Raw genomic sequence first — 12,115 nt, 5'->3', positions numbered from 1 at the left:
CCTTGGGAGTGCTCCATGAAATCCGCTACTTCGGCGTTGGCGCTCGCCGCCGCGCTGTTCGCCACGACGCCCGCGCGTGCGGCTCCGACTGCCGTCGAGGCGAAGGCCTTCGTTGCCGATGCCGAGCTCCGGTCAGCGAAACTCTACGATTTCGCCGCCATTTCGGGCTGGGTCTATGCGACCAACATCAACGACGACACCGGGCTCATCGCCGCCCGCGCCGGCACCGAGGTCACGCAGCTCGGTGTGGAACTCGCCAAGAAAGCCGCGAGCTTCACCGGCACGCCGGGCCTCGATTACGACACAACTCGCAAGCTCGGCATCCTGCGCAGCGGGCTGACGCTGCCCGCGACCGCCGACAAGGCCGAGGAACTGAACGCCATCGCGACCAAGTTGCAGTCGATCTACGCGACCGGCACCGGCACCTACAAGGGCGAGGCCAAGAAGGGCAACGACCTCGAGGCGTTGATGGGGACCGAGCGTGACCCGGCGCTGACCAAGGAGATGTGGGTCAGCTGGCACGACAATGTCGGCAAGCCGATGAAGGCTGACTATGTCAGGCTCACCGCCCTGAGCAACGAGGGTGCCAAGGAGCTTGGGTACGCAGACACCGGCGCGCTGTGGCGGTCGGGCTACGACATGACCCCCGAAGCGTTCGCGGCGATGGTCGACAAGGTCTGGCTCCAGGTGAAGCCGCTGTACGACGATCTCCACTGCTATACGCGGACCAAACTCAACGCGAAATACGGCGACAGCGTCCAGGCCAGGACCGGCCCGATCCGCGCCGACCTGCTCGGCAACATGTGGGCGCAGGAGTGGGGCAACATCTACGACGTGGTGGCGCCGAAGGGCTCGGGCGACATCGGCTATGACACTGGCGACCTGCTCAAGGCCAAGGGCTATACGCCCGAGAAGATGTGGCGGACGGCCGAGGGTTTCTACACTTCGCTGGGCTTCGCGCCGCTGCCGGCAACCTTCTGGACACGCTCGCAGATCACCCGGCCGGAGGGGCGCGAGGTGGTCTGCCATGCCAACGCCGGCGACTACGACAACAAGGACGACCTGCGCATCCAGATGTGCACCAAGGTCAATGGCGACGATTTCGTCACCATCCACCACGAGATGGGCCACAATTTCTACCAGCGCGCCTACAACAAGCAGCCGTACCTGTACCTGAACGGCGCCAACGACGGCTTCCACGAGGCGATCGGCGATTTCATCGCGCTGTCGGTGACGCCCGACTACCTCGTCCAGATCGGCCTGCTCGACAAGGCGAAGGTGCCGGACGCCTCGAAGGACACCGGCCTGCTGCTCAAGCAGGCGATGGACAAGGTGGCGTTCCTGCCGTTCGGCCTGATGATCGACAAATGGCGCTGGGGCGTGTTCTCGGGCAAGATCCAGCCCGCCGACTACACCAGGGCGTGGAACGACCTTCGCCTGCAATATCAAGGTATTGTACCGCCGGCCGAGCGCGGCAGCGACACCTTCGACCCCGGCGCGAAGAACCACGTTGCGACCAGCGTGCCCTATGTCCGCTACTTTCTCGCGCGAATCCTGCAGTTCCAGTTCTACCAGGCGGCGTGCAAGCAGGCGGGCTGGAAGGGCCCGCTGCACCGCTGCAGTTTCTACGGCAACAAGGCCGTCGGCGCGAAGCTGAACGAGATGCTGCAGGCGGGCGCCTCGAAGCCCTGGCCCGAGACGCTGGAAAAGTTCACCGGCTCGCGCGACATGGATGGCCGGGCGTTGCTGGCGTATTTCGCGCCGCTGCAGGTCTGGCTGAAGGAGCAGAACAAGGGCCAGGCGTGCGGCTGGGCCGGGTCGACGCTCTAGCGCCGGTGACGCTGTCCTAGCCTTGCCCGGCGGCTGAGATCGCCCCCGACCAGCCCGGCAGGTGGGCGGCGGCGGCGCTGTGCGACAGCGGCACCGCGGCGGCGAGGGCGGCGTCGAAATCACTCGCGAGCAACGCCGGGTTGATGCGGCGGCGGAGGAAATCCGCCCACAGGAACTCCTCGAACGGCGCACTTTCCTTGGCATAGCCGCCGGCGCGGCGGACGGCACCCGACAGGCTCCGCCACGGGTCGTCGGTCAACTGCTCGACGTGCTTCGGGATCGCATCATAAGGGTGGCGCACGCCGTTGGCATCGATCGGGAACACCCATTGCCGATGCTCCATCACCGTCCAGAACTCGTCGAGCGCGAGTGTCGAAAGGTTGGCCAGCGTGCCTGCCAGGATATGCCCGTGGCCGGCTTCCTCCAGCGCCCGCGCCAGATGGTGATGATCGATGACGTAGAACTTCCCCTTCGGTCCGACGACGACCGGCACGATGTGGCCGTCGAGGTAGCTGGCGCGGTCGCGTGACTTCATTGCCTGCCACGCCGCGCGCTTCTCGGCGACTTCGCGGTAGCCGACACTGAGCTGGGTCGGGCGCAGCTTGTCGATCGCGACGGACGTGACGTGGGTGACGTGCAGGGCCATGGGTGGCCTCCTTCGACGGTCAGGGTGGCGGGCTCACGGTGGCGGGTCGGCGTCGGTAGGATGGGCCCAGCGGCGGCGCAACGCCTTCTCCAGTTGGCCGCCGGCCCCCAGCACCACGGCGGCGAGCACGCCCGCGATCGCCATCGGCACCCACGCACCCAGAGCGCACGCCACGCCAAGCCCCGCGGTCAGGTAGATCGAGGCGGCCGTGGTCAGCCCGCGGATATGGGTGTTGACCGGATCCTTGATGATCACCCCGGCACCAAGGAAGCCGATGCCGGTGACCACGCCCTGGATGGCGCGGCTGGCGTCGCCGCTGTCGCCGCGCCCGTAGGCGACCAGCACGATCAACGCGGACGACAGCCCGACCAGCCCCAGCGTCCGGATGCCGGTCGGCTTGCCGTGCAGGTCGCGGTTGAGGCCGATCAGGCAACCGATCAGCGTCGCGGCCGTCAATCGCAGCACAAACCCGGCGGTATCGATCATCCGCGAAGGATGACCGAACCGCCGCGCCTGTCAAATAGCGAGTCGAAAACTAGTTCAGCTGGGCGAGCAGATACTCTGCCGACGAGACATTGAACGCGCCCGGGTCCTCGACGTTGAGTTCGACGACCTTGCCGTCCTTGACCAGCATCGAGAAGCGCTGCCCGCGCTTGCCCATGCCGAAGCGGCTACCGTCCATGGTCAGGCCGAGCGCCTCGACGAAGTCGCCGTTGCCGTCGGCGAGCAGCGTGACCTTGTCTCCGACACCCGCCGCCTTGGCCCACGCGCCCATCACGAAGACGTCGTTGACCGAGATGCAGACGATCTCGTCGATGCCCTTGGCGGCCATCGCGTCGGCGTTGTCGATGTAGCCCGGCAGGTGCTTCGCCGAGCAAGTCGGGGTGAACGCACCCGGTACCGAGAACAGCGCCACGGTGCGGCCCTTGAACAACTCGTCGGTGGCGACCGGTGCTGGGCCGGCCTCGGTCATCTTCATCAGCGTTGCGCTCGGCACGGTGTCGCCGACCTTGATCGTCATGCTTCGTCTCCGGTTGAACAGGACCCGCGCATAGCCTTGCGCTGACGGAGCGTAAAGCGCTGGCCAGCCCGGCGTTCCGGCATCGGCTCGCGCGACGGTAAAGCGCACCGCGCCGACTGGCGCACCGGCGTGCTCCCCCATATACTTAGGCGATGGAGCCGCCGCGTTACCTCGTTGGACAGTTGCTGTTGTCGATGCCCGGCATCGGCGATCCGCGCTTCGAACGCGCGGTCATCGCGATCTGCGTCCACGACGACGACGGCGCGTTCGGCATCGTCATCAACAACCCGCTACCGGCCCTTGGTGTCCGTGAGTTGATGACCCAGCTCGAGGTGGAGCCGCAGGCGACTCCCGAGGTCGCCGTTCGTTCGGGCGGCCCGGTGGAGCCCGGACGTGGGTTCGTCATCCATTCGCTGGACTGGACCGGTCAGAGCAGTATCGACGTGGCCGGGCAGTTCGCACTGACCTCGACCCTCGATGTGCTCAAGGCAATCGCCGACGGCACCGGTCCGTCGCGCTGGGTCTCCGCGCTCGGCTACACCGGCTGGGATGCCGGCCAGCTCGACGAGGAACTCACCCGCCACGGCTGGCACAGCGTTCCTGGCGACGACAAGTTGATCTTCGGCACCCCGCCCGAGAAGTGCTGGCCGCACGCCTTTGCGATGGCGGGGATCAACGTCGGGCAGCTCAGCGCAAGCGCCGGGCGGGCCTAACCCGGCGGCCCATTGTCATCCCGGGCTTGACCCGGGACCCAGCTGACCCAGCGCTCGGACTCCCAGGTTAGCTGGGTCTCGGGTCGAGCCCGGGATGACAATGAAGCAACGCAAGAGACCATTCTCACGCCTCCCACTCCCCCAGCTTCACCCGCACCTTGTCGAGCGCGCTCTTCTTGATCTGGCAGATACGCGCGGCGCCGACGTTCATGGTCAGGCCGATCTCCTCGAGGTTCATTTCCTCGACGTAATACAGTTGCAGCACCAGCGCCTCGCGCGCCGGCAGGTCGCCGATCGCCGCCGTGACGGCGCGGCGCAGGTCGTTCCGCGCGAGGTTGTCGAAGGCGTCGGGGGCTTCGTCGGCGAACCAGGCGCTGTGGTCGGAATAGACGTCGTCGATCGACTCGTAGCGCACCGCGTGGGTGGTATCGGCGGCGACGCGGTAGGCCTCGACGGTCATCTCGAGTGCCTCCGCCATCTCGGCGTCGGTCGCCGGCCGGCCGAGATGGCCCGACAGGCGCGACGCGACGATGCCGAATTCGCGGCGGCGGCGGATGGCGCTGCGTACCAGGGTCGCGGACTTACGCAGGTTGTCGATCATCGCGCCGCGGATGCGGACGCTGGCGTAGGTGGCGAAGGCGGCGTGGCCCCGGTCCTCGAAGGCGCGCGCCGATTCGATCAGCGCCACCATGCCGATCTGGACGAGGTCCTCGACCGGGATCGCGGTCGAGACGCGCCCGTGGACATGCCACGCGATGCGCCGCACCAGCCCGAGGTGCGAGCCGATCAGCTTTTCAGGGTCGGTGCGGACCAGCGCCGCGGGCGCGTAGGCGGTCATTTCAAGGCCGAGGCGAGCGTCCATGGTCAGGCTCCTGGGGCGGGAAGGGCAGGTGGGTCGGCGGCCCCGGTGCTTCCGGGTCGGTCGGCGGCCCCGACGGTGGCCACCACCTCGATGGCGCGGTCGTCGGGGATCTCGAAGATGCTGAGCACGCGGGTGCCCGGCAGGCGGTGGCGGATGAGCTGGAACAGGGCGCGGCGAACCGGTGACGCGGTGACGATGGCTACGGGGTTGGCCTGCCGCCCGCTGGCCTCGGCAAGGCTGTCGAGGACGCGGCCCGCCAGCGCCGGGTCGAACGGGTAGCCCGATCCGGGCGCGGCGCGGACCGAGGCGGCGAGCAGTTCCTCGAGCTCGGGGGCGAGGGTGATCGCGGGCAACGGTTCGCGCAGGCCAGCCAGCGTCTGCACGATCGCGCCGCCGAGCGCCGGGCGCACCAACTCGGTCAGCTCGGACGCATCCGCGCTGCGCCCAGCCACCGCCGCGAGTGCCGCCACCGCACCGCGCAGGTCGCGGATCGGCACGCCCTCCTCGATCAGCCGCTGCAGGACCTGGGTAACCGTCGCCAGTGGCAGCAGCTTCGGCACCAGCCCCGACACCAGTTGCGGCGCGCTCGCCGCCAGCCCGTCGAGCAGCTTCTGCACCTCGTCCTGCCCGAGCAGCAGCGCGGCGCGGTCGGCAAGCAGCGTGTTCAGATGTGTGCCGATCACCGTCGCGGCGTCGACGACCGTGTAGCCCGCCGCGGTCGCGAGGTCGGTTTCACCGGGGTCGATCCAGCGCGCATCGAGGCCGAAGCTCGGGTCCTTGACGGAGCGGCCGGGCACGGCGACGTCGATCGGCCCGGCCTCGAGCGCGAGCACATCGTCGGGCCACGCCTGGTCCTCGCCGATGACGACGCCGTCGATCAGGATGCGGTAGGTCTGCGGGCTGAGCGCGATGTCGTCGCGGACGCGGACGACCGGCACGACGAATCCCAGCGACTTCGACAGCGAGCGGCGGATCGCGGTGATCCGGGCCATCAGCGGCGCACCGCGCGCCTCGTCGACGAGCGCGATCAGGCCGTAGCCCAGGTCGAGCCCGACGCGGGCGCTGTCGGCAACGTCCTCCCAGTCGATGGTCGCGGGGTCGGCGGGAGCCGGGACGCGTGGAGGTGGCTCAGGCCGCTTCCGCGACAGGGCCCAGGCGGCGACCCCAGCTCCAGCGGCAGCGGGCAGCAGCACGAGATGCGGCATCCCCGGCAATGCCCCGAGCAGCGCGAGGATGACGGCCACCGGAACCCACGCCGCGGGGCTGGCGAACTGGCTGCTGATCTGGCCGGCGAGATCGTGCTCCGACGATACCCGGGTGACGATCATCGCGGCGGCGATCGACAGCAATAGCGCCGGCACCTGCGCCACCAGACCGTCGCCGATCGCGAGCAGGATATAGGTCTTGGCTGCCACGCTGAGGCTGAGGCCATGCTGGACGGTGCCGAGGACCAGGCCGCCGACAATGTTGATGAACAGGATCATCACGCCCGCGACGGCGTCGCCCTTCACGAACTTGGAGGCGCCGTCCATGCTGCCGTGGAAGTCGGCTTCGGTCGACACTTCGGCGCGGCGGATGCGGGCCTGGTCGGCGGTCAGCAGCCCGGCGTTCATGTCGGCGTCGATCGCCATCTGCTTGCCCGGCATGGCGTCGAGCGTGAACCGCGCCGCGACCTCCGAGACCCGTCCCGCACCCTTGGTGATGACCACGAGGTTGATGATCATCAGGATCGCGAAGACGAAGATGCCGACGATGTAGTCGCCGCCGATCAGGAAGCTGCCGAACGCCTCGATGACATGGCCCGCCGCTGCGGTGCCCTTATGGCCGCCGACCAGCACGACCCGGGTCGAGGCGACGTTGAGACTGAGGCGGAGCAACGTCGCGAACAGCAGCACCGTCGGGAAGGCCGAGAAATCGAGCGGCGTCCGGGTGTTGATCGCCACCATCAGCACGATCAGCGCGACGCCGAGATTGAGCGTGAAGAAGATGTCGAGCAGCAGCGGCGGGATCGGCACCACCATCAGCACGACGAGGGTCAGGATGCCGAGCGGCAACAGCGCCGAGCGCGGCGTGAAGCCTCCGGCGTTTGCGGCGACAGCGGCGGTCATGCCCCGAACTCGGCGAGCAGCAGGTAGGCGGTCCGCGCGGCGCGGGTTGCGTCGACCGGCATGAAGTTGCCGGTTCGCGGCACCGGATTGCCGGTCGTTTGCGGCTCAGCGCGGGCCACTATCGGATTGCTGGACGTGGCTCCGAGCTTGGCGCTGAAACGGTCGTAAACCTCGGCGAGCGAGCGTTCGCGGCCACCCTTGGCGGTGAACACGCCGGCGTTGGCGTGGGCTGCGGCGGGGAGGACGGCGCCGCTCGCCGACGCTGCCGGGTCGGCGTCGCGGGCCTTCAGGAAGCGCGCCGCACCGCCCGCTCCGAGGAAGTGCGCGAGGTACAGGTCGGTCGCCCCGGCGGCGCGCCCGGGGCGGTGCTCGAGCGACTTTCCGTTGTCCGACGCCAGTGCCGCCGCCATCGAGGCCGAGGCTCCCGGGTCCCGGCGCAGGTCGAGGATCGCGGCACGCGTCGTCGGGTCGGCCCCGGCCTTGAGAGCGTCCGCGGCCCAGCCGAGGCCATGCTCGGCACCGTGCTTGCGGACGGTGTCGAGCCATGTCCCAGAGGTGAATTGATACAGCCCCCGGGCGCTGCTGGTCGGTGCGGCGGCGGCGGGATCGAGGCCGCTCTCGACCGTCGCTTCGGCGAGCAGATAGTCGAAGTCGACGCCGGTTTGCGCCGCCGCAAGCTTGATGCCACTGATTACCGCTGACGTGTCGATCGCCGAAATCGCCAAGTTCGCACCCCTTTCGCGGGGCGCGGTGCAAGGCCCGTGCCAAGCGCGGCGGACGGCAGATTGGAACGTCAACGCGCACCGCGTCGTTGACGGGCGGTATGGCTAGCTCACCCCTCGCGACCGGTGTCCGGCGCAACCCCGTTCACAGCGTCGCCAGCACGATCCTCGCAATCTTGGCGACTTTGTTCGGATTGTTCGTGCTCGCCTATGTCGTGCTGTTCGTCACCAAGGGGCGCTTCCTCAAACACCCGTTCGAGAACTACGCGAGCAAGTACGCCGACCGGCCGGTGCGAGTGGCGGGCGACTTCCAGTTCTACCTGAACCCCCATATCAAATTCTACGCGGAGGGGCTGAGCGTCGCGAACCCGACATGGGCGCACGACCGGCAGCTGTTCACGGCGCGCCGCATCGACAGCGAGGTCGGCCTGTGGGACCTGATCCGCGGCGAGCGCCGGGTGCGCTATCTCGACCTCGACGGCGGCACGGTCGGTGCCGAGATCGACGCACAGGGCCGCAACACCTGGACCTTCGCCAGCGACGAGCCCTTCAAGATGCCCGCGATCGACCGCGCCTCGATCACCGGCACGACCGCGCATTTCATCGACGCGCGCAACCGCGCCGACGTCAACGTCCGCTTCGGTGATGTCTCGGCCTCGAACCCGGTAGACAACGGCAAGGTGCGGGTCGCCGGTCCGCTGACGTTCGTCGGTGACGGCACCGCGCTCGGTGCGCCGTTCGTCGTCAACGGCGCGCTGACGACACCGAACGCCGCGATGGGCGGGGGCCGTGTCGGCCTCAAGCTCCACGGCGAGGCCGCCGCAACCGTGATCGATGCCGAGGGTACGCTGCCCGGTGTGACGCGCTTTGACGGTGCCGACATGCGTTTCAACATCGTCAGCCAGAACGTCTCGCTGCCGTTGAAGCTGGCTGGTAAAACCGGCCCGGCAATTCCCGTGAAGCTGACCGGTTCGATGACGCCGGTGACCCAAGGTGATTATTCTGGCCAGTCGAAGCTCGACCTCCACGCCGATGCAGCCGACACGCACGTCGACGCGTCAGGCGTGCTGCCGCGGAGCAACGAGCTCGACGGCACCTCGATCCAGGTCGCGGTGCGCGGCCGCAACCTGCAGACCGCGTTCAAGCTGTTCGGCCTCGTCAGCCCCGCGACGCGCCCCTATCGGCTGTCGGCGAAATTCATCAAGGACGGCAAGGTCTATCGCTTCCGCGACATGAACGGCCGCATCGGCGGGTCCGATATCGCGGGTAGCATGGTCGCGGACATCACCGGCACGAAGCCGCTGCTGACCGGTGACCTGCACACCAAGGTCCTCGACATCCTCGATGTCGGGCCGCTGATCGGCTATTCGCCCGCCGCGATCGACGCAAAGGGCGTAAAAGCGGTGATCCGCACTGTTGCCGGTACGCCGCGGGTGATCCCCGACGCGCCGCTGGCGATCGAGCAGCTCAAGGCCTTCGACGCCAACATCAAATACAGCGCCGCGACGATCCGCACCGGCAACGTCAAGCTAGCCAATCTCAAGCTCGCGCTCACTCTGAAGGACAGCGACCTCCACCTGACGCCGATCGCCTTCGATATCATCGGCGGGCGGCTGACGGCGGACATCGACCTCGATGCCAGTGTCAGGCCGGTCGTCACCGCTTACGACATCCGCATGAGCCGGGTGCCGCTCGGCCAGCTGCTGACCTCCTTCGACGTCGAGAAGAGCGGCACTACCGCAAGCGTCTTCGGGCGCGTCCAGCTCAAGGGCTACGGCGACACGATGCGGGAATCGCTGGCCACCTCGAACGGTCGCATCGCGCTGGTCTTCCCGGCGGGGACATTGTGGGTGCGCAACATCGAGCTCGGCAAGCTCGACCTGCAGAACTACATCACCGCTGGGCTCATCAAGAAACTCAAGAAGCCCCAGGAAATCCGCTGCGGCGTCGTCGCGTTCACCGTCAAGGATGGCATCGCCGCTGCCGACCCGGTGCTGTTCGATACCCGGCGCGCCAACTTCCGCGGCCGCGGCAGCTTCAGCTTCAAGAACGAATCGCTCGATCTTTCCATACGGGGCGATTCGAAGGAGTTCAGCCTGGTCTCCGGGCAGTCACCAGTCGGCATCGGCGGTTATTTCGCCGCACCCGCGATCCATCCGATCTCCAAGCAGCTGATCGCCCGGGCGGGCGTCGGCGTCGGGCTGGGCCTTGCGACCGGCGGCATCGGTGCGCTGCTCGCCTTCGTCGACATCGGCGACGCCAAGAACAGCAATTGCGCGGCGGTCGAGGCGGCCGCGCCGGCAGCGGTGGTCGACGCCGCTCCACATGATCCGAAGGTGAAGAAGAAGCGTTAAGCTCCTCGATCTATTGTGACAGGCAGAAGTCCGACGACGCATCCGTAGACCGAAAGTCTGCGTACCTTCGATCGGTCCGGCAGATTTGAAGGTCATATGTTGTTGATTGATCGTGACGTGCTTGTTCGCCACGCTATTATCGGGAGTGCCCTGCCGCTGCTCGCGGCAGCGCTCTCCGATCTCCTGAAGGGTAACGGATTCACGGTCGATCCGCCTTTCCACGAGGGGGGATCGGTCCTTGCCGCGATGCTCAAGCGGGCCCCCGACCTCGCGATCTTCGACTTCAATGGCATGACGCCCGGTGGCGTCGAGCTCCTCCGCAACGCGCGCGGCGCGGGCCTTCCGACCCGGATCATCCTGTTCTGCAACGAGGGTGACAGCGACGTGCCGATCGAGGCGGTCGAGCTTGCCGTCGACGGCCTGCTCCAGCGCAACGCGCCGCTCGAGATGGTCCAGCAATGCATCGTGACGGTCGCCGACGGTGAACAGTGGCTCGATCCGCGCGCCATGAAGACTGCCTATGACCGCATGGCCCAGCGACAGGCCGCGACGCCTTCGCTGCTGACCCGGCGCGAGCGCGATGTCGCCCGGCTGGTCGCCGCCGGCCAGCGCAACCGCGTCATCGCCGGCACGCTCGGAATTTCCGAGGGCACCGTCAAGATGCACCTCCACAACGTCTATGCGAAGCTCGGTCTGGAGAGTCGGACCCAACTCGCGATGGACATGAGGCTACGCGAATACGCCTAGTGCTGGCGCGGTACGCTGGCGCGCCTGCGCCTAGACCGTCGGCACCAGCGCCGCGACGAACTGGTCGACGCAGCGTTCCCAGCTGAAGTTTCGTGCGTAGGCAGCGCAGTCGTCGCGATCCGCGGTCATCGCCCGGTCGATCGCGGTGCCAAGGTCGTCGTCGATCGCGCCGATAACGGCATCGAACCCGGGGACCACGCCGCGCCCCGCATCCCCGACGACATCCAGCGGCCCGGCGACCGCAAAGCCCGCGACGGGCGTGCCGCAGGCCAGCGCCTCGATCATCACCAGCCCGAACGTGTCGGTCAGGCTCGGGAAGACGAACACGTCCGCCGCAGCGTAGGCGGAAGCCAACGCCGCGCCGTGGAGCGCGCCCAGGAAACGCACCTCGGGGTAGCGCGCCTTCAGCTCGCCGAGTGCGGGGCCAGCCCCGACGACGATCTTGCTGCCCGGCCGGTCGAGGTCGAGAAATGCCTGCAGGTTCTTCTCGACAGCCACCCGCCCGACGCACAACTGGATCGGGCGCGGCAGGTCGCGCAGGGCAGGGTGCGGCATGACGTGCGGGTTGAAGAGCGTCAGGTCGACACCGCGCGACCACGGCAGGGTGCGCGGCAGGCCCCGCTCGCGCAGCTCGACCGCGAGCCGCTGGGTCGCGGTCAGGACGTGCGTTGCCGGCGCATGGAAGTGCTTCACCAGCCGCCACAGTCGCTCGCTGCCGAAGCCGATCCGCGCCGCGACGTAGTCCGGAAAACGGGTGTGGAACGAGGTCGTGAACGGCACCCGGTTGGCGATGCACCAGCCGCGCGCCAGCCAGCCGAGCGGGCCCTCGGTGGCGATGTGGACCGCCTCCGGCGCGAAGCCCTCGATCATTTTCGCGATCCGGCCCCGCGTGGTCAGCGCCAGCCGGATCTCCGGATAGGTCGGGCACGGCAGCGAGACGAACAGGTCGGGCGTCACCGTCTGGACCGCGTGACCGCGTTCGCGGAGCATCGCCACCGTCGTCGCCAGCGTCCGCACGACGCCGTTGACCTGGGGCGTCCAGGCATCGCTGACCAGAGTGATCCGCATCGGCATCATACGCGCAACCGGCGTCGCGGCCGGGGTATCCACCC

General features: G+C 68.0%; 11 protein-coding genes. 4 read left to right on the top strand and 7 right to left on the bottom strand.

Annotated elements, in window-relative coordinates:
• The first annotated feature begins 15 nt into the window (after positions 1–15).
• Entirely contained in the window at positions 16–1,830 is a 1,815-nt protein-coding gene (locus KX816_14795) for a M2 family metallopeptidase (GenBank protein ID QXQ05493.1), read from the top strand.
• 16 nt (positions 1,831–1,846) lie between these two features.
• Here KX816_14795 and KX816_14790 read toward each other — a convergent pair whose 3' ends face one another.
• The 3 genes from KX816_14790 to KX816_14780 all read right to left on the bottom strand — a co-directional run bounded on the left by KX816_14790 (position 1,847) and on the right by KX816_14780 (position 3,497).
• On the bottom strand, positions 1,847–2,476 hold the full coding sequence (locus KX816_14790; GenBank protein ID QXQ05492.1) for a chromosome partitioning protein ParB: 630 nt from the start codon (positions 2,474–2,476) through the stop codon (positions 1,847–1,849).
• 33 nt (positions 2,477–2,509) lie between these two features.
• Positions 2,510–2,941 (bottom strand): MgtC/SapB family protein, encoded by a 432-nt coding sequence (locus KX816_14785; GenBank protein QXQ05491.1) that lies wholly within the window; start codon positions 2,939–2,941, stop codon positions 2,510–2,512.
• Between the two features lie 70 nt (positions 2,942–3,011).
• The gene (locus KX816_14780; GenBank protein ID QXQ05490.1) at positions 3,012–3,497 is read right to left on the bottom strand and encodes a peroxiredoxin; all 486 of its coding nucleotides are present in this window, start codon (positions 3,495–3,497) and stop codon (positions 3,012–3,014) included.
• A 152-nt stretch (positions 3,498–3,649) separates the two neighbouring features.
• Here KX816_14780 and KX816_14775 point away from each other — a divergent pair, with 152 nt between their 5' ends.
• Positions 3,650–4,210 (top strand): YqgE/AlgH family protein, encoded by a 561-nt coding sequence (locus KX816_14775; protein ID QXQ05489.1) that lies wholly within the window; start codon positions 3,650–3,652, stop codon positions 4,208–4,210.
• A 124-nt stretch (positions 4,211–4,334) separates the two neighbouring features.
• Here KX816_14775 and fliA read toward each other — a convergent pair whose 3' ends face one another.
• From fliA to KX816_14760, 3 genes are read right to left on the bottom strand one after another with little or no spacing between them, the layout of a single operon-like run.
• A complete protein-coding gene (gene fliA / locus KX816_14770; GenBank protein QXQ05488.1) occupies positions 4,335–5,072 on the bottom strand; it encodes an RNA polymerase sigma factor FliA in 738 nt (245 codons plus the stop codon).
• Between the two features lie 2 nt (positions 5,073–5,074).
• A complete protein-coding gene (gene flhA / locus KX816_14765; GenBank protein ID QXQ05487.1) occupies positions 5,075–7,180 on the bottom strand; it encodes a flagellar biosynthesis protein FlhA in 2,106 nt (701 codons plus the stop codon).
• Positions 7,177–7,905, bottom strand: coding sequence for a lytic transglycosylase domain-containing protein (locus tag KX816_14760; protein ID QXQ05486.1), 729 nt, complete (start codon positions 7,903–7,905; stop codon positions 7,177–7,179). The genes flhA and KX816_14760 overlap by 4 nt, the downstream gene beginning before the upstream one ends.
• A 98-nt stretch (positions 7,906–8,003) precedes the next feature.
• Here KX816_14760 and KX816_14755 point away from each other — a divergent pair, with 98 nt between their 5' ends.
• Together KX816_14755 and KX816_14750 are read left to right on the top strand one after the other, a co-directional pair.
• Positions 8,004–10,256, top strand: coding sequence for an AsmA family protein (locus tag KX816_14755; protein ID QXQ05485.1), 2,253 nt, complete (start codon positions 8,004–8,006; stop codon positions 10,254–10,256).
• 102 nt (positions 10,257–10,358) lie between these two features.
• A complete protein-coding gene (locus tag KX816_14750) occupies positions 10,359–11,003 on the top strand; it encodes a response regulator transcription factor (GenBank protein ID QXQ05484.1) in 645 nt (214 codons plus the stop codon).
• Positions 11,004–11,033: 30 nt separating this feature from the next.
• On the opposite strand, the gene KX816_14745 is transcribed toward KX816_14750, so the two are convergent.
• On the bottom strand, positions 11,034–12,071 hold the full coding sequence (locus KX816_14745) for a glycosyltransferase family 1 protein (GenBank protein QXQ08601.1): 1,038 nt from the start codon (positions 12,069–12,071) through the stop codon (positions 11,034–11,036).
• Between the last annotated feature and the right edge of the window lie 44 nt (positions 12,072–12,115).

The organism is Sphingosinicellaceae bacterium (assembly GCA_019285715.1).
In the GTDB taxonomy this organism is placed as follows: domain Bacteria; phylum Pseudomonadota; class Alphaproteobacteria; order Sphingomonadales; family Sphingomonadaceae; genus Glacieibacterium.
The sequence above is the reverse complement of the archived record's forward strand: the minus strand, read 5'-3'. Positions and strand labels throughout refer to the sequence as shown.

Coding starts and splice junctions, on each gene's coding strand:
- KX816_14755 (QXQ05485.1), top strand. CDS start 8,004: ATGGCTAGCTCACCCCTCGCGACCGGTGTCCGGCGCAACCCCGTTCAC.
- KX816_14790 (QXQ05492.1), bottom strand. CDS start 2,476: ATGGCCCTGCACGTCACCCACGTCACGTCCGTCGCGATCGACAAGCTG.
- KX816_14745 (QXQ08601.1), bottom strand. CDS start 12,071: ATGCGGATCACTCTGGTCAGCGATGCCTGGACGCCCCAGGTCAACGGC.
- KX816_14780 (QXQ05490.1), bottom strand. CDS start 3,497: ATGACGATCAAGGTCGGCGACACCGTGCCGAGCGCAACGCTGATGAAG.
- fliA (QXQ05488.1), bottom strand. CDS start 5,072: ATGGACGCTCGCCTCGGCCTTGAAATGACCGCCTACGCGCCCGCGGCG.
- flhA (QXQ05487.1), bottom strand. CDS start 7,180: ATGACCGCCGCTGTCGCCGCAAACGCCGGAGGCTTCACGCCGCGCTCG.
- KX816_14775 (QXQ05489.1), top strand. CDS start 3,650: ATGGAGCCGCCGCGTTACCTCGTTGGACAGTTGCTGTTGTCGATGCCC.
- KX816_14795 (QXQ05493.1), top strand. CDS start 16: ATGAAATCCGCTACTTCGGCGTTGGCGCTCGCCGCCGCGCTGTTCGCC.